General features: G+C 43.5%; 21 protein-coding genes. 7 read left to right on the forward strand and 14 right to left on the reverse strand.

Annotated elements, in window-relative coordinates; all coding sequences use genetic code 11:
• The 7 genes from dnaB to MAMP_RS10560 form a co-directional block, all read right to left on the reverse strand.
• Positions 1–1,422, reverse strand: a complete 1,422-nt coding sequence (dnaB, locus tag MAMP_RS10530) for a replicative DNA helicase (RefSeq protein WP_007146023.1) — start codon at positions 1,420–1,422, stop codon at positions 1–3.
• Between the two features lie 104 nt (positions 1,423–1,526).
• Positions 1,527–2,075, reverse strand: a complete 549-nt coding sequence (gene rplI, locus MAMP_RS10535) for a 50S ribosomal protein L9 (RefSeq protein ID WP_007146024.1) — start codon at positions 2,073–2,075, stop codon at positions 1,527–1,529.
• 37 nt (positions 2,076–2,112) lie between these two features.
• Positions 2,113–3,039, reverse strand: a complete 927-nt coding sequence (locus tag MAMP_RS10540) for a YybS family protein (protein WP_007146025.1) — start codon at positions 3,037–3,039, stop codon at positions 2,113–2,115.
• Between the two features lie 34 nt (positions 3,040–3,073).
• The gene (gene rpsR, locus MAMP_RS10545) at positions 3,074–3,301 is read right to left on the reverse strand and encodes a 30S ribosomal protein S18 (protein ID WP_007146026.1); all 228 of its coding nucleotides are present in this window, start codon (positions 3,299–3,301) and stop codon (positions 3,074–3,076) included.
• A 30-nt stretch (positions 3,302–3,331) separates the two neighbouring features.
• Positions 3,332–3,670, reverse strand: a complete 339-nt coding sequence (gene rpsF, locus MAMP_RS10550) for a 30S ribosomal protein S6 (RefSeq protein ID WP_007146027.1) — start codon at positions 3,668–3,670, stop codon at positions 3,332–3,334.
• A 117-nt stretch (positions 3,671–3,787) separates the two neighbouring features.
• Positions 3,788–4,528, reverse strand: coding sequence for a 23S rRNA (guanosine(2251)-2'-O)-methyltransferase RlmB (gene rlmB / locus MAMP_RS10555; RefSeq protein ID WP_040576518.1), 741 nt, complete (start codon positions 4,526–4,528; stop codon positions 3,788–3,790).
• A gap of 25 nt (positions 4,529–4,553) precedes the next feature.
• Complete coding sequence (locus MAMP_RS10560; RefSeq protein WP_007146029.1) at positions 4,554–5,228, reverse strand: OmpA family protein; 675 nt, start codon at positions 5,226–5,228, stop codon at positions 4,554–4,556.
• Between the two features lie 93 nt (positions 5,229–5,321).
• On the opposite strand from MAMP_RS10560, the gene moaB reads away from it, so the two are divergent.
• The 5 genes from moaB to MAMP_RS10585 are packed head-to-tail and all read left to right on the forward strand — an operon-like array spanning position 5,322 to position 9,122.
• Positions 5,322–5,837, forward strand: a complete 516-nt coding sequence (gene moaB, locus MAMP_RS10565; RefSeq protein WP_007146030.1) for a molybdenum cofactor biosynthesis protein B — start codon at positions 5,322–5,324, stop codon at positions 5,835–5,837.
• Positions 5,837–6,088, forward strand: coding sequence for a glutaredoxin family protein (locus MAMP_RS10570; RefSeq protein ID WP_007146031.1), 252 nt, complete (start codon positions 5,837–5,839; stop codon positions 6,086–6,088). The genes moaB and MAMP_RS10570 overlap by 1 nt, the downstream gene beginning before the upstream one ends.
• A gap of 51 nt (positions 6,089–6,139) precedes the next feature.
• The gene (locus MAMP_RS10575) at positions 6,140–7,030 is read left to right on the forward strand and encodes an alpha/beta fold hydrolase (RefSeq protein ID WP_040576283.1); all 891 of its coding nucleotides are present in this window, start codon (positions 6,140–6,142) and stop codon (positions 7,028–7,030) included.
• A gap of 43 nt (positions 7,031–7,073) precedes the next feature.
• Entirely contained in the window at positions 7,074–8,219 is a 1,146-nt protein-coding gene (rnd, locus tag MAMP_RS10580) for a ribonuclease D (RefSeq protein ID WP_007146033.1), read from the forward strand.
• Positions 8,220–8,222: 3 nt separating this feature from the next.
• Complete coding sequence (locus tag MAMP_RS10585) at positions 8,223–9,122, forward strand: carbohydrate kinase family protein (RefSeq protein ID WP_007146034.1); 900 nt, start codon at positions 8,223–8,225, stop codon at positions 9,120–9,122.
• Between the two features lie 28 nt (positions 9,123–9,150).
• On the opposite strand, the gene MAMP_RS10590 is transcribed toward MAMP_RS10585, so the two are convergent.
• From MAMP_RS10590 to MAMP_RS10615, 7 genes are all read right to left on the reverse strand, one after another.
• Positions 9,151–9,636, reverse strand: coding sequence for a phosphatidylglycerophosphatase A family protein (locus MAMP_RS10590; RefSeq protein WP_040576284.1), 486 nt, complete (start codon positions 9,634–9,636; stop codon positions 9,151–9,153).
• The gene (thiL, locus tag MAMP_RS10595; protein ID WP_007146036.1) at positions 9,620–10,588 is read right to left on the reverse strand and encodes a thiamine-phosphate kinase; all 969 of its coding nucleotides are present in this window, start codon (positions 10,586–10,588) and stop codon (positions 9,620–9,622) included. The genes MAMP_RS10590 and thiL overlap by 17 nt, the downstream gene beginning before the upstream one ends.
• Positions 10,589–10,646: 58 nt before the next feature.
• The gene (nusB, locus tag MAMP_RS10600) at positions 10,647–11,099 is read right to left on the reverse strand and encodes a transcription antitermination factor NusB (RefSeq protein ID WP_007146037.1); all 453 of its coding nucleotides are present in this window, start codon (positions 11,097–11,099) and stop codon (positions 10,647–10,649) included.
• Positions 11,100–11,246 (reverse strand): hypothetical protein, encoded by a 147-nt coding sequence (locus MAMP_RS16195; RefSeq protein ID WP_007146038.1) that lies wholly within the window; start codon positions 11,244–11,246, stop codon positions 11,100–11,102.
• A 73-nt stretch (positions 11,247–11,319) separates the two neighbouring features.
• Positions 11,320–12,192 (reverse strand): symmetrical bis(5'-nucleosyl)-tetraphosphatase, encoded by an 873-nt coding sequence (locus tag MAMP_RS10605; RefSeq protein WP_007146039.1) that lies wholly within the window; start codon positions 12,190–12,192, stop codon positions 11,320–11,322.
• A gap of 18 nt (positions 12,193–12,210) precedes the next feature.
• Positions 12,211–12,690, reverse strand: a complete 480-nt coding sequence (locus MAMP_RS10610) for a DUF934 domain-containing protein (protein ID WP_007146040.1) — start codon at positions 12,688–12,690, stop codon at positions 12,211–12,213.
• A complete protein-coding gene (locus MAMP_RS10615; protein WP_040576285.1) occupies positions 12,677–14,329 on the reverse strand; it encodes a nitrite/sulfite reductase in 1,653 nt (550 codons plus the stop codon). The genes MAMP_RS10610 and MAMP_RS10615 overlap by 14 nt, the downstream gene beginning before the upstream one ends.
• Before the next feature lie 309 nt (positions 14,330–14,638).
• Between MAMP_RS10615 and MAMP_RS10620 the strand changes: the two genes are divergently transcribed.
• Positions 14,639–15,082, forward strand: coding sequence for a DUF3465 domain-containing protein (locus tag MAMP_RS10620; RefSeq protein ID WP_007146042.1), 444 nt, complete (start codon positions 14,639–14,641; stop codon positions 15,080–15,082).
• On the forward strand, positions 15,082–15,618 hold the full coding sequence (locus MAMP_RS10625) for a DNA-deoxyinosine glycosylase (protein WP_007146044.1): 537 nt from the start codon (positions 15,082–15,084) through the stop codon (positions 15,616–15,618). The genes MAMP_RS10620 and MAMP_RS10625 overlap by 1 nt, the downstream gene beginning before the upstream one ends.
• The last annotated feature ends 39 nt before the right edge of the window (positions 15,619–15,657 follow it).

Below are 15,657 nucleotides of genomic sequence, written 5' to 3' on the forward strand. Positions count from 1 at the left end.
TTACTCCTCGCCGTAGCTCGGATAATTATCCTGATCTTCGTAATAACTTGGGGCAAAATTCTCAAATCGTGTGTACTTGCCCTGGAATGTTAACGCCACGGTACCAATAGGACCATTACGCTGTTTACCAATGATAATTTCGGCTTTACCTTTATCAGGTGAATCTGAATTATAGACTTCATCCCGATAAATAAAGACGATGAGATCCGCATCCTGCTCAATCGCACCCGACTCACGCAAATCAGACATTACCGGACGTTTATTTGGACGTTGTTCCAGACTTCGGTTTAACTGGGATAAGGCAATCACTGGTACTTCCAGTTCTTTACCAAGTGCTTTCAATGAACGCGATATTTCAGAAATCTCAGTAGCTCGGTTTTCATTGGCTTTACCGGCGTTTCCCTGCATTAATTGCAGATAGTCAATCACGATTAAACTTAGACCATGCTCACGTTTAAGACGTCTAGCACGGGCACGTAATTCTGTTGGACTTAATGCAGGTGTGTCATCGATAAATAACGGCGCTTCGTTAAGTAAAGCTATCGCTGATGTTAACCGAGGCCAATCATCATCATTTAATTTACCCGTACGTAAGCGATGTTGATCAATTCGGCCTAATGAAGACAGCATACGCATGGCCAATGCATCTGCAGGCATCTCCATACTGAACACCGCTACAGGTTGTTTACTGTGTATGGCACCATTTTCGGCAATATTCATTGCGAATGTGGTTTTACCCATTGATGGGCGACCAGCAACAATCACCAAATCGGCCGGTTGCAAACCTGAGGTTTGTTCATCAAAGTCAATGAATCCAGTCGGTAAGCCGGTAATAGCACTGTCTTGCTCAAACAGGCTGTCAATTCTGTCAACCACTTTACTCAGTACATCTTTTACCTGAATAAAGCCACCACCACGTTTTGCGCCTTTTTCAGCAATCTCAAAAACATGACGCTCAGCAATATCGAGCATATCTTCTTTGCTCATGCCTTCAGGCTTAAACGCCATATTGGCAATGCTATTGCCGACTTTGATTAATTGACGAAGAATAGCCCGTTCGCGCACGATTTCAGCATACGCGGTAATATTCGCAGCACTTGGTGTATTGCGTGCCAACATCCCCAGATAAGCCAGTTCGCCAACTTGGTCTAACTCACCACGCTTATCATGCCATTCAGCCAGTGTAATCACGTCAACAGGCTGTGAATGCTCCATTAACTGAGCAATCGCACGATAAATTAATTGATGGTCATGACGATAGAAATCTTGCTCAACCAAGAGATCGGCCACTTGTTCCCAGGCAGAATTGTCGAGCATTAATCCGCCAAGCACAGACTGCTCAGCTTCGATGGAATGAGGCGGCACCTTCAGTGCTTCAGTGGCAGAATCCTTAAATGAATCGAAATAATTTAAGTCTTCCACAGTGTTTATAGCCTCTATATAACTAAGACACAATTCTCATAAATTGAGATGATGAGAATAAAAAATGGAGGCCAGACCTATAGAGTCCAGCCTCCATACTTTCATTAAGCTTCTTCTTGTGCTTTTGCAATCGCTTCAGCTTCTTCTAAAGCTGCTTCTCTTGCTTTTTTCGCTTCTTCAGCTTCCGCTTTTGCTTGCAGTTCAGCTTCTGAGCTTACATTGACTTTGACGACTTCAATAACATCAGCATGTAATTGAATATCAATGTTGTATTCGCCTGTATGACGTAATGGACCTGTCGGTAAGCGAACTTCATTGCGGTCAATATCAGCACCTGCTGCATTTAATGCATCAGCGATGTCAGCAGCAGTGATTGAGCCGAATAGTTTACCCTCAACACCAGCATTAGCCATAATATTAAGAGAACCAGCTGCAACCAGTTTCGCTTTACGTGCTTCAGCTTCAGCTAATAACTTCGCTGCTGCCGCTTCCAGATCCGCACGACGTGCTTCAAACTTTTCTCTGTTTTGCTTAGTTGCAGGTAACGCTTTACCTTTAGGTACTAAGAAGTTACGTCCAAAACCAGACTTAACATTGACTTCATCGCCCAGATTACCAAGCTTTTGAACTTTTTCTAGCAATATAACTTGCATCGTTCTACCCTCATTCGCAATCAAATCGATTGCTTATTCAAATACCCGTACCACTCTTTTTAGAGCGATCACGTAAATTAAACCACTGATCTAATACACCCAGGCTGGCTAGTATCATTACCATTTGTGGCAGCATAATGACGAGTAAAACATAGACAGTCACTAACCATGCTTTACTTTTTTGCTTTATCGCCACCATCGCATGCACGATAGCCAAACCTTGAACACCAAACACTACCAGCATCACTGGTAAACAATCCATCAACCATGGCACATTGCTACCAATAGAGGTAAGTGCCAAAATGATAAGTAGCCCGGTAAAAACGGCAGGCGCTTTACCCAAGCGTAACTGTTTAAACTCTGCACCAAATGCTCCTGGATTATAGAGTTCAGACTGCCAGGCACGTCCAATAATGATGCCTAAAATCGCATTAAGACAAACACCAGCGGCAACCAGACCGGTCATTAAACCAGATAATCTCATCGCCACCTGTTCGGTCTGTGTTGCGTTTAATTGCCAACTAGGCTGTTCACTCAGATTATCGATGAATGGTTTTAACATCTGTTGCCACCAAGATGCTGTATCTGGAATAAACAGATGCAGCATCAGTACAACCAGAATGCCTAAACCACTCGCCGTTAATAAAGACAATGCAAATGAACGAGTATAACCAAGCGCCAGAGTTACCAGGTAAACCGGCAACCAACTGGTTAGCAAAACCAAACCCGCAATCCACAACTGCCCGACTAAGAAACCAGCAAGCAAAGCAAACACAACTAACGTTGCCAGAATAACGCTCACGCCTTCACGTGGGCCCATTCTCAAAGTCGTCAACGAAATCACACCACTAGACAAATAGTTTAGTGGCGGAAAGATTATCGCCAGAGCTGACAACACCGCTGTTGTTGCTGCCGCTTTCCAGCGACCTTGCATAGCGTAAGAGGCAATAACTTTAAACAGCATAACTGATACGTTTAAGTGCTTAGATCAAGACAAATTATTTATGCATGTCGCAGTATGGCAACAATGCCAGGAAACGCGCACGCTTCACACAAGTTGAAAGCTGACGCTGGTAGCGCGCTTTAGTACCTGTGATACGGCTTGGTACGATTTTTCCTGTTTCAGTGATGTAGTTTTTTAACAAATTTACATCTTTATAATCGATTTGTTTAATGCCTTCGGCAGTAAAGCGACAAAATTTTCTACGTCTAAAAAAACGTGCCATTATGAATTCTCCTAAAAGTCTGCAGCAGTATTAAGCTGATTTTTTCTCGTCTTCTTTTTGCATCATAGGTGAAGCTTCAGTAACCGCTTCTTCCATGTTAACAACCAGATGACGAATAACAGCATCGTTGAAACGGAATGCAGTAGTTACTTCATTCAACTGTTCAACACCACATTCAACGTTCATAAGAACATAATGTGCTTTGTGTACTTTATTGATTGGGTATGCAAGTTGACGGCGGCCCCAATCTTCCAAACGATGGACTTGACCACCTTCGCTTGTCAGTGTTTGGGTATAACGCTCGATCATGCCAGGCACTTGTTCACTCTGATCAGGGTGGACCAGAAACACGATTTCGTAATGTCTCATTTGAGCTCCTCACGGTTTAAACAGCTTTATGGTCTTAGCCATAAAGCAAGGAGTTTTGCTTAACTGACGAATCAGAATTTAAAGCAATCTGACATTTTACTTGAATTCAGGTACTTATCACAAGCTGCGTTGACGAAATGCTTCAAACAGGCACACGCCTGCCGCTACTGAAACATTCAAACTTTCGGCTTCGCCTTGCATAGGTATAAACACCACTTCATCACAATTTTCACGAGTCAAGTGGCGGATACCTTTACCTTCAGCACCCAGCACGATTGCCATTGGCCCAGTCAGTTTGGTTTGATACAGACTGGTTTCGCTATCACCCGAGGTACCAATTAACCAAACACCTCTTTGCTGCAACTCTCGCATCAAACGCGCAATATTCGTTACTTGGGCAAAAGGTAAGCGCTCTGCTGAGCCACTGGATATCTTAATCGCCGTTGCAGTTAAGCCAGAAGCACGATCCTTGGGAGCAATAACAGCATGAGCTCCTGAAGCTTCAGCTGTACGTAAACATGCGCCTAGATTGTGAGGGTCTTGAACACCGTCCAGAATCAACAATAAAGGCGGCTCATTCAGATTGTCTAAAAGATCGAATAACCCTTTCTCATCCAGACTTTCCAGAGGCCGACATTTAGCGACACAGCCTTGGTGCTGAACATCAGGAGCAATCTTATCGAGGGTTTCACGTTCAGAAAAGTGAATAACCACACCTTGCTCATTTGCCGCAGCAAGGAGATTGTCAACACGGTTATCCTGTCTTTCCGCTGCCAGCCATATTTCTTTCACACGACTAACAGGTACTTCCAGAGCGGCCTGTACAGCATGCAGGCCAAAAATGACATCGGGATCAATCGGTGCGTGATGGGCCGTTTTCGTTTTACGGCGTTTGATAGGCTTCAGACTCTTGTCCTTCAATAACAGGTTTAACAAACAGTTCGACACGACGATTTAATTGTCGGCCAGCTTCAGTATCGTTAGTTGCACGCGGATCACTTTCACCTTTGCCAATAGCGTATAAACGACTGGAAGACACGCCTCTGGAGGATAAATAATCAACAACAGATTGCGCTCTTCGCTCTGATAGCTTCATATTGTAGCTTTCTGAACCTACGCTGTCTGTATAACCAACTACATGAATAATGGTATTAGGATAACGTTGTAAGATATCAGAGACTTTATTCAGTGTCGGTGTAAAAGCCGATTTTAATGAAGCACTGTCAAAATCAAATGACACTTCACTGGCAATATCAATTTTGAGTGTTTCATTTTCTAATTGCTGAATTTTTAATTCATTGCGTGCACGCTCATCAGCTAAAGCCGCTTCCATTTCTTGCTGCTGTTTATCCATGTAGTGTCCGACACCACCACCAGCCAGCGCACCCACAGCGGCGCCAGCGAGAACGCCACCAGCTCCGTCATCGACTGCATAACCCAGTAGAGCGCCAGCCGCAGCGCCTATCGCCGCACCTGTTTTCGTTTTCTGGTTAGGATCGTCAGCAGCACAGCCACTCAAGGCCGCTGCAATCAGTGAAACCAAGACAATTTTCTTCATCTAATTTTCTCCTAGGGTTTTAATCGATTCTAGACCGTAGACTGGTTGCTCATTATACTGGTTCCGCAAATATCATTTTAAAGCAGGTACCAGATGGGCTCAGAATTTATTCCTGTCAACATTGCTATTTTGACAATATCCGATACACGCACTAAAGACAACGATGCCTCAGGCGACGTGCTGCAAGATAAAGCTACAGCGGATGGTCATAGCGTGAGTCATCGTGACATTGTGGCTGATGATACCTACCGGATAAGGGCGGTTATTTCACAATGGTTAATCAATGACGATATTGATGTCATCATTACTACAGGTGGAACAGGCCTGACCGGTCGGGATGGTACTCCAGAAGCCGTAAAAGTATTATTCGATAAAGAAATTGAAGGCTTCGGCGAGTTATTTCGTGCTCGTTCTTATGATGTTATCAAAACATCGACAGTTCAAAGTCGAGCTATCGCAGGCCTAGCGAATGGTAAATTTATTTTTTGCCTGCCCGGTTCTAAAGGTGCCTGTATTACTGGCTGGGATGAAATACTCCATGACCAGTTAAATGCCACGCACAAGCCCTGCAACTTTATTGACCTGATTCCACGTTTATTAGAAAAATAATGGTCATTCATCTTTATACCACGGCTGGTTGTCACTTATGTGAGCAAGCTCAAGAGCTCTTACACGCGTCGTCACAGGCATATGCAATCGATATCAAGCTTATCGAAATCGGTGATGATGATAAGCTTGTTGAAGAATTCGGAGTACATATTCCGGTTGTCGAATTTCCAGACAAACAACAACTTTTCTGGCCATTTGATTTGACACAACTCAATCAAAAAATCCAAGAGCAAACAGTTTCTTACACGTAAACTTCACATCGCTAAAACTATGCTCCGGTAAGATTCATCTTGGAGCATGTGATGTCTGTAAATTCCATATCCACTGTTATTTTTTTGTGCCTATTTCTTAGTTCTGCCTATGCCAGCGAATATCCTAAGGCACCTGGCGTCCGTTATGATGTAGGTGGATACAAACTTCATATGCTATGCAAAGGTCACGGACAGCCCGTCGTTATTATCGATACTGGTCTTGGTGATGACTCCACAGCCTGGTTTGATATTCAAAATAACATTGCCAAACACACACGTACCTGTGTGTATGACAGAGCGGGTTATGGCTGGAGTGATGCAGGACCTCAACCTCGTACCAGTGTCCGTATTGCAAATGAATTAGAAACCCTGATCCATAAAGCAAAGCTAGATGGTCCATTCATTTTGGTTGGACATTCGTTTGGTGGCTATAACATGCGAGTATTCGCGGCTAGTCACCCTGAAGAAGTGACTGGTATTGTGTTAGTAGACGCTTCACATGAAAATCAGTATGAAAAGTTAAATATTAAGCTACCGCAAAATTACGATCGTAAACGAAATATCATCATTCTTCCCAAACCTTCGGGTACACCACTGAACGCCGAACAATCTATGCTCAAAGAACGGGCAATTAACGCTGCTCGAACTGAAATATCATCACTTTATCAAAGTGCTTTACAAGTTAAACATCTCAGACATCTGCCAAATGTGCCATTAATTGTTATCAGCCGTGGCCAGAGTGAATGGCAAGGCCAAAAAGATGCTGAAAATCGTGAAAAAATCTGGGTTCATCTCCAACAAGACTTATGGAAACTCACCTCCCATAGCCAGCATTTGTTTGCTTTTCACAGTGGTCATGATATCCATCTTCATCAACCTGACATTATTGTAAATGCTGTTTTAGATATGGTGTCAACACATCAGGGTCAGGTTATGCATTGAACAAGAAACTGGCTATACTGTGTTCCTTTTTTAAAGACACAGCATGACTATTCAGTTTGTAAATACAGAAGCCGGTCTCAATACACTCTGCCAACAGCTAGCAGACAGTGAATGGCTGGCAGTGGATACCGAATTCCATCGCGAAAAGACCTATTTCCCGCAGTTATGTTTAATTCAGGTTGCCAGCAATGATGTCATCGCTTGTGTTGATCCATTGGCTATTAGTGACTTATCCCCCTTGATGGCGTTGTTCTACTCTGAAAACATCACCATTGTGTTTCATGCTGCCAGACAAGATTTAGAATTATTTTTCTTAATGAAAAATGCACTCCCGCCCAAAGTCTTTGATACACAATTGGCCGCAACAGTCCTAGGCTACGGCGATCAAATAGGTTATGGCAATTTGGTTAAACAATGTCTCGGTGTTGAGCTTGATAAAGGTCAGGCAAGAACAGACTGGCGCCAACGACCTCTATCAGAAGCACAGGTCGACTATGCCGCTGATGATGTCAGATATCTTCGACAACTCTATCTTCAACTTGTAGATGAACTTAACCGAACAGGTCGGGTGGAGTGGCTGAGTGATGACTTTGCGGCATTAACTGCAAAAGAAACTTATCAAGAAGATCCACAACAAAGTTGGCTGAGAGTGAAAGGCGCAGGACGCTTAAAAAGTCAGCAATTAGTGATCTTGCAAGAACTCGGTGCCTGGCGTGAGAAACGAGCCATTGAGGTTGATTTGCCACGTCGCTGGATATTGAAAGACGATGTTATGCTGGATTTAGCACGCTTTTCTCCAACAACTGTTGATGCTATGAAAAAAATTCGTGGTTTAGAACCACGTGATATTGATCGTTACGGCAAGATATTAATTAACGTCATTACAGCGGCAAAAGAAATACCGAAAGAACAATGGCCTGTATTGAAACGGCCTACCGCTTTAAGTAACCAACAAGAGGCCTTGATTGATGCCCTGATGGCATTATTGAGAAAAAGTTGTGACGAACAGTCCATTACACCTTCTGCAGTTGCTACACGTAAAGATATTGAATCATTGGTTAGAGGCCAGGACTGTGCTTTATTACACGGCTGGCGCTACAAAATTATTGGGCAGACTTTGCAAGCATTTATGCAAGGAAAAATCAGTATCCAGGCCCAACCTACTCATTTAGAAATAAAGGAAAGTTAAGCTATGTCAGTGCTCATATGTGGCTCCTTCGCTTTTGATAATATTATGGTTTTCCCTGATAAATTTAAAAACCATATCCTGCCGGATAAGGTGCATATGCTAAATGTTGCCTTTCTGGTGCCAGAGTTACGTCGCGAATTTGGTGGCTGCGCTGGCAATATCGCCTACAACCTGAAGCTTCTTGGTGATAATCCTGTACCGATGGGAACAGTCGGCACCGACTTCACACCCTATGCCGAATGGATGGATGCTAAAAATATAAATCGTGAGCATGTGCATGTCAAACAAGGGCATTACACGGCTCAGGCCTTTATCACCACCGATAAGGATGATAATCAGATTACGGCTTTCCACCCCGGAGCCATGAACCTGGCACATGAAACACCTATCAGTGAAGCCAAAGATATTAAACTGGCTATCATTGCTCCAGATGGTCGTGATGGCATGATTCAACATGCTGAACAATTAAAATCAGCCGGTATTCCTTTTATTTTCGACCCGGGTCAGGGCTTACCGATGTTTAATGGTGATGAATTGATGGCCTTTGCTGAACAAGCCAGTTATATCGCCTTAAATGATTATGAAGCACAATTATTCATGGACCGTACCGGACTCCCTGAAGAAGAAATCGCTCGTCATGTTGAGGCATTGATTATTACTCGTGGCGCCGAAGGCTCTTACATCTATACTGAAGGTAAGCGCATTGATATTGCGTGTCAGAAAGCGGCTCAGGTTGTTGACCCAACAGGTTGTGGTGATGCTTATCGTGCTGGCTTGTTACACGGTATTTTGCATGGTAAAGATTGGCAAGAAACCGGCAGAATTGCTTCTACCCTTGGGGCTTTAAAAATTGCCCATCACGGTACACAAAATCACTCGATTGATGCCGCTTCTATCCTGTAGAGAAAGATAAATATTGGTTATCGTCGGATTAGACAAAATACGCAATAAGCTGAAGTATCAGCAAAGCGTATAATCCGGCGATAACATCATCTAACATCACACCAAAACCGCCATGCAGTCTTTTATCAGCCAGACTGACTGGCCAGGGTTTCAAAATATCGAATACCCGGAATAGAACGAATCCCAACAAAATCCATAACCAGCCACTCGGGGCTGCAATCATAGTGATGAGAAACCCAACAATTTCATCCCAGACAATAGCGGAAGGATCATCCTGTTGTAACCAGTCGACTGTTTTCTGACAAAACCAGATGCCTAGGAAAAAAAATACAACCGTCAGCAAGAGATAACTCGCCATAGGTAAGGACTGCATCAAATAGAAAACAGGGATAGCCGCCAAAGTGCCAAATGTCCCGGGCGCCTTAGGTGCAAGACCTGAACCAAACCCATAAGCTAAAAATGCCGTTGGTCTTTCTAATAATTGTTTAAAGGTCACTTTAGGCAAAATGATCATATCCTTTGCTAGTGATATCTAATATGGAGGGTTTTCCATCTTCATCGAGCAGAACAATGGTCTGTTCATCGATAATTTCGCCAATTTGTTGAATATCCAGATTTAATGCTTCAACGGCAGCCACCTGATCTGCCGCCACAGTAAAGCAGAGTTCATAATCATCACCTGAACTCAGTGCAAACTTTAGCGCTTGTTGTCTATCGATTTTTTGTAGGCTGGAAGATAAGGGAATAGCATCGAGATTAATTCTGGCTCCCTTACCACTCGTCTCCAGAATATGACCAAGATCAGCTAATAAACCGTCAGAAATATCAATTGCTGCGTGAGTAAAAGGTAAGATTTTTTGTGAAATCGCCAGTCTTGGGCTTGGTTGCTCAAGCCGTTTATTGAGGAATAGCCAATCTTGTTCTGTCAGTTCTGAGGGTTGCCATGAAGATAGACGTTTTTGTAAAGCTGCCCCGGCATCACCCAGTGTTCCGCTGACATAAATCTTATCGGATAATTTTGCTTGACTGCGTCGTAGCTGCGTGCCTTTTTTCACCAGCCCATGAACCTGAATACTGATGGTCAGAGGTCCTTTCGTCGTGTCACCGCCCACAAGTTGAATATTATGCTGGCTAGCTAATGCTGTCATACCTTCAGCAAAAGCCGATAACCAGTTTTCATCCAGTTCGGGTAATGTTAACGCGAGTGTAAACCAGGCTGGTGTTGCTCCCATCGCTGCCAAATCACTTAACCCCACAGCAAGGGATTTATGACCCAGTGTAAACGGATCCACATCAGCAAAAAAATGAATGCCTGAAACTAAGGTATCAATGGAAATAGCAATATCGCTGTCTTCAGGACAGCACAGCACAGCACAATCATCGCCAATATCGACAATAACATCCTGGCGCTTTTGCGTAGCATCAGCAAAATACTGTTTTATCAGAGAGAACTCGTTTAAAGCCACACAGAAACCTTATAGTAATCAGGGCCTGAATCCAGCTGGATTCAGCCCCTGAGCTTAATTATTTCTTTTGACGTGCAGCTTTTGCTGCCTGATGTTCATGCGTGCGCAGACGCGCGCCCATTTTATCTAATACACCGTTGACGTATTTATGGCCTTGTTCACCACCAAATGATTTGGCTAATTCAACAGCTTCATTGAGCACAACGCGGTAAGGTATTTCCGGCAAATGCATAAATTCAAACACGGCTAAACGTAAAACCGACACTTCAACAGGGTCAATTTTGTCCAGGTCACGATCAATCACTTTGGTGAGCTCAGCGTCAATTTCGCCCTGATACTTGAGCGTACCATCGATTAATGTCACAAAATATTTCTTATCAATCTTGTCAGCATATTCGGCGGTAACAAACTCAAGTGTATCTTTTTGTGGTGCTTCACCATTGACTTGAGCCTGATAGAGCGCTTGTACAGCCGCTCGGCGTGCTTTTGTTCTGGGTAATCCCGTGGCCATTTATTTGCCAGCCTCAATTTGTTTTAAACCATTAACCATTTCAATCACTCCAGTGGCTGCCTTAGCAACGCTGAAAAGGTGAGTGTCAGTCCCCATCTCCTCGCCTTTCGCAAATACGTCAGCGGAATAGCTCGTGACATCACTCATTATTTTTAATCCAGAAATTAATCAATATGAAATATATTGTACTCATTTTCACAGAGCAGTGGCGAACCAATACCTACAGCCAACGTCTCCGCTTTTTATCCGACTTTTTTTTAGGGAAAGGTAAACTAGCCGCATCAGCTTCAACCGTTATCCATTCATATGGCTCTTGATCAATCCGGACTGCCGTCAGTGTTTCTCCCCACACAGCGCCACTGTCTAATGAAAACACATTGCCATAACGACCCACCCCCAGGGTAGACCAATGCCCAAACACAATACGGTCATTGGCTGTTAACCGATTGGGCATTTCAAACCAGGGACGTTGATGCAGCGGTTTATCTTCCGGTGCCCCTTTAAACTTTAAGGCGATTCGGCCATCTTCATGACAATAACGCAGCCGGGTAAAACAATTGGTAATGAAGCGTAATCTGTCCCAACCTCTCAGCTCCGGTGTCCAACGTTTAGGTTTATTACCATACATATGCTGAAAAAAATCGCGCCAGTTATCACTCTTTAAAACTGTTTCAACTTCTGCCGCTCGCGCCAGTGATTCCTTTACTGACCATTCGGCCGGAATACCCGCATGTACCATACTAAAATCAATAGCGGGATCGTGATAAAACAAGGGCTGTTGTCTTAACCAACCGATAAGCTCATCTCTGTCAGGTGCTGAGAGGATTTGCTCAATCGTGTCCAGATGGTGTTGATACTCAACCACACCAGCCGCATTAGCCAGTAAATGCAGGTCGTGATTTCCTAAAACGGCAACACAACTATTGCCCAGCTGTTTTGCCAATCTCAATACTTCAGCGGATTTAGGCCCTCGGTTGACAAGATCACCAGCCAACCATATCTGATCATCTGCTGGATCGAACTGAATTCGATCCAGCATTTTGATTAACTCATCGTAACAGCCCTGAACATCACCAATCGCATATACAGCCATATAGACGAGAACTGAAACCTAACGACGACGATAGAGCGGTTCAGGACGCAACACTGTGGCTTGATAACTTTCACTAAAGTCATCAAAAGCAGTCAACGCCTTGTCGATGCGATTTGGATTCGCCAGTTCAAAACTATTAATTCCGCACTGTGACATATAAAACAGCTGATCATGTAATACATCACCTTGTGCACGGATTTCAGCTTTAAAGCCATAGCGCTCACGTAGTAAGCGAGCGAAGGAATAACAGCGTCCGTCCGTAAACGCAGGAAAAACCAACACAATTAACGAAAAATGAATCAAATCCGGAACGACTTCTTCCAGAGGGTCATCACCACTTAAACGTAAACCCAGTTCACCTTCATGCTTGACCAGTGTTTCATGTTGTTCCTGCCAACGAGCTAAGGAGACGGTAATATTGCCAGCAACCAGATCTGCATCATCATCCAGATGTGTCCAATTATCTTCGACGATTTCACGATCTTTAATTATCTGCATATACACGCTCCTTGAATGGATCAATACCTAAACGACGGACAGTGGCCAGGAATGACTCATCCTCATGACGTAAGTCGACATAAGCATCCAGTAAATGACCCACAGTATCAACGACTTCTTCTTTAGGAATAGCCTTACCTAAACGTTCACCTAATGATGCATCAGCTTCTGAGCTGCCACCAAGCGTGAATTGATACCACTCTTCACCTTTCTTATCGACACCCAGGATACCGATATGACCAACACTTTGATGAGCACATCCATTCATGCAGCCTGAGAACTTGATCTTGATGTCACCTAAATCATATAGATAATCCAGATCTCCAAACCGTTCCGCGATCTGTTTCGATAGAGGAATTGATTTAGCATTCGCTAGACCGCAATAGTCCAGGCCTGGGCAGCAAATAATGTCAGTGAGCGTATTAATATTTGGTGTTGCCAGATTATCTGCTTCGAGTCTTAACCATAACGCATACAAATCTGCTTGTTTTACATCAGCAAAAACCAGATTTTGGGTATGAGTTGAGCGAACTTCACCCAAACTGAACTCATCAGCCAGATCGGCAATCACTTCAAGCTGGTCAGATGTGACATCACCAGGCGCAATACCGGGCGCTTTCAGTGAGACATAAACGGCACGATAACCAGGCTGTTTATGAGCAAACGTATTTTGTTTAGCCCAGCGTGCAAACGCCTTATCTTCAGCCAGTGCTTTTTCATAGCTTTCATCTGCTGCTGCGTCAGCTTCATATTCAGGTTCAGTGAAATAAGACTTAACACGGTCAATTTCTTTCTGATTCAACTCAAGCTGGTCACGAATTTGCACCCACTCAGCTTCAACCAATTCACGAATATGATTAATACCATGTTCACGAACAGTAATCTTGATACGGGCTTTGTATTTATTATCACGACGGCCCAGTCGGTTATAAACACGCAAGATAGCTTCCAGATAAGACAGCAGATCCTTTTTCTCAAGGAACGGTCTGATTTGCTGACCAATGATTGGAGTACGTCCCAAACCACCGCCAACTAACACTTCAAAACCAATTTCACCTTCATGATTTTTGACTAAATGTAAGCCGATATCATGTAGTTTTGTCGCAGCACGATCTTCTTCAGAACCGATGACCGCAATTTTGAATTTACGCGGTAAATAGGCAAACTCGGGATGAAAGGTTGACCATTGACGAATAATTTCTGCCCATGGACGTGGATCTTCAATCTCATTGGCATTGATACCCGCAAACTGATCAGACGTTGTATTACGAATACAGTTACCACTACTTTGAATAGCATGCATCTGTACAGTAGCCAGTTCAGCAAGGATATCTGGCACATCTTCTAACTTCGGCCAGTTCATTTGGAAATTCTGACGCGTAGTGAAGTGAACAAACCCTTTATCGTAACGGCGTGAGACTTCCGCGATTTTACGAACTTGTTTGGATGACATCAGTCCATAAGGAATAGCAACACGCAACATAGGTGCATGTATCTGAATATATAAACCATTCATCAGTCGTAAAGGACGGAACTGCTCTTCGGTCAGCTCACCCGCCAAGAAACGACGTGTTTGATCACGGAACTGTGCGACCCGCTGCTCAACCATCGTTTGATCATACTTATCGTATTGATACATTTAAGCTCTCTAAACTCTTAATACCGGACTCGTTATTATAACGCTGGCGATATATAACAGGAAATTATAAATACCAATATCTATATTAGTTAATTAACTAATACCGCGTCACCTCTATGGTTTAATCCGACCACAAAATATCGTTTTACCGCCAGCGATTGCTGTCAGTTTTAATTGTGCGCGTCACTTAACAGGCGAATCTCAGTTTTAATCACTCCTGAGTCAATCTGTTTTGCTGTTCTCACTACTCTCTCTAATTCACTGTAAAACTGGTTATACTGAACACATTTTTTGATCAGGAAATCTTGCATGTCTAAAGCAAGTCGACAAAAACAACGTTTATGGCTAGTGATCGCTTTTGGCTTTCTGATTTGGGGAGCCAGTCATTATCAGCCACACAATAAAAATGTTAACAGTCCTGAAACCACATCGATTTCGTCACTTTACCAACAGCAAAAAAGTGATGTTCTGGTTGAAGTCAGTGGCGTCGTTAGTCGTATTCTCCCAGACGATACTAAAGGCAGTCGTCATCAGCGTTTTATTATCACCCTGCCGGATAAGCTGACGGTCCTGATTGCTCATAATATTGATCTGGCACCACGTATTGACGCTCTGAAAGTCGGCGATGAAGTACATGTTTTTGGTGAATATGAGTGGAATGACAAAGGCGGTGTCATTCATTGGACTCATCATGATCCTGACAATAAACATCCTCATGGCTGGATACGCTACAAGGGTCAGTTATATCAATAATGTCAGCTAATGAATCTCGCTGTTACAGCTTTCCACCGATCGCCAAGCCTTCAGCAGAAATTCTCATTCTAGGTTCTATGCCAGGATTAGAATCACTTCGGCAACAGCAATATTATGCTCATCCACGCAATGCTTTCTGGTCAATTATGCAAAGTCTGTTTGCTATTGAAAAAAGCCGGCCATATCAGCAACGTTGTGAACTGCTGACGCAACAACGCGTAGCAGTGTGGGATGTGTTAAAGGCCTGCGACAGATCAGGCAGTCTGGATAGCAATATTGCGCCTGACTCTATTGAAGCCAACGACTTTAATGCCTTTTTTCAGGCTCATCCCAATATTCAGGCTGTGTTTTTTAATGGTGCTAAAGCAGAACAAATTTATATGAAATACGTTCAGGCGAGCTTAGAAAAACCATGGCAGAACATCACGACATCTCGGCTGCCATCCACCAGTCCTGCTAATGCGGCTCTGTCTTTAGAGAAAAAACAAATCATCTGGCGTGAACAACTAAGCAGCATCAAGCAACTTATCCAATAAATAAAGGGGCGTATTTAACGCCCCTTTATTTTGAGACTC

The organism is Methylophaga thalassica MP (assembly GCF_000214595.1).
GTDB lineage: Bacteria > Pseudomonadota > Gammaproteobacteria > Nitrosococcales > Methylophagaceae > Methylophaga > Methylophaga thalassica.

Excerpts from the sequence above, each read along its gene's own strand:
- MAMP_RS10575 (WP_040576283.1), top strand. The coding sequence starts at position 6,140 with ATGTCTGTAAATTCCATATCCACTGTTATTTTTTTGTGCCTATTTCTT.
- rpsR (WP_007146026.1), bottom strand. The coding sequence starts at position 3,301 with ATGGCACGTTTTTTTAGACGTAGAAAATTTTGTCGCTTTACTGCCGAA.
- MAMP_RS10620 (WP_007146042.1), top strand. The coding sequence starts at position 14,639 with ATGTCTAAAGCAAGTCGACAAAAACAACGTTTATGGCTAGTGATCGCT.
- rnd (WP_007146033.1), top strand. The coding sequence starts at position 7,074 with ATGACTATTCAGTTTGTAAATACAGAAGCCGGTCTCAATACACTCTGC.
- MAMP_RS10615 (WP_040576285.1), bottom strand. The coding sequence starts at position 14,329 with ATGTATCAATACGATAAGTATGATCAAACGATGGTTGAGCAGCGGGTC.
- MAMP_RS10540 (WP_007146025.1), bottom strand. The coding sequence starts at position 3,039 with ATGCTGTTTAAAGTTATTGCCTCTTACGCTATGCAAGGTCGCTGGAAA.
- MAMP_RS16195 (WP_007146038.1), bottom strand. The coding sequence starts at position 11,246 with ATGAGTGATGTCACGAGCTATTCCGCTGACGTATTTGCGAAAGGCGAG.
- MAMP_RS10560 (WP_007146029.1), bottom strand. The coding sequence starts at position 5,228 with ATGAAGAAAATTGTCTTGGTTTCACTGATTGCAGCGGCCTTGAGTGGC.
- nusB (WP_007146037.1), bottom strand. The coding sequence starts at position 11,099 with ATGGCCACGGGATTACCCAGAACAAAAGCACGCCGAGCGGCTGTACAA.
- rplI (WP_007146024.1), bottom strand. The coding sequence starts at position 2,075 with ATGCAAGTTATATTGCTAGAAAAAGTTCAAAAGCTTGGTAATCTGGGC.
- MAMP_RS10570 (WP_007146031.1), top strand. The coding sequence starts at position 5,837 with ATGGTCATTCATCTTTATACCACGGCTGGTTGTCACTTATGTGAGCAA.
- moaB (WP_007146030.1), top strand. The coding sequence starts at position 5,322 with ATGGGCTCAGAATTTATTCCTGTCAACATTGCTATTTTGACAATATCC.
- MAMP_RS10625 (WP_007146044.1), top strand. The coding sequence starts at position 15,082 with ATGTCAGCTAATGAATCTCGCTGTTACAGCTTTCCACCGATCGCCAAG.
- MAMP_RS10605 (WP_007146039.1), bottom strand. The coding sequence starts at position 12,192 with ATGGCTGTATATGCGATTGGTGATGTTCAGGGCTGTTACGATGAGTTA.
- MAMP_RS10590 (WP_040576284.1), bottom strand. The coding sequence starts at position 9,636 with ATGATCATTTTGCCTAAAGTGACCTTTAAACAATTATTAGAAAGACCA.
- rpsF (WP_007146027.1), bottom strand. The coding sequence starts at position 3,670 with ATGAGACATTACGAAATCGTGTTTCTGGTCCACCCTGATCAGAGTGAA.
- MAMP_RS10610 (WP_007146040.1), bottom strand. The coding sequence starts at position 12,690 with ATGCAGATAATTAAAGATCGTGAAATCGTCGAAGATAATTGGACACAT.
- MAMP_RS10585 (WP_007146034.1), top strand. The coding sequence starts at position 8,223 with ATGTCAGTGCTCATATGTGGCTCCTTCGCTTTTGATAATATTATGGTT.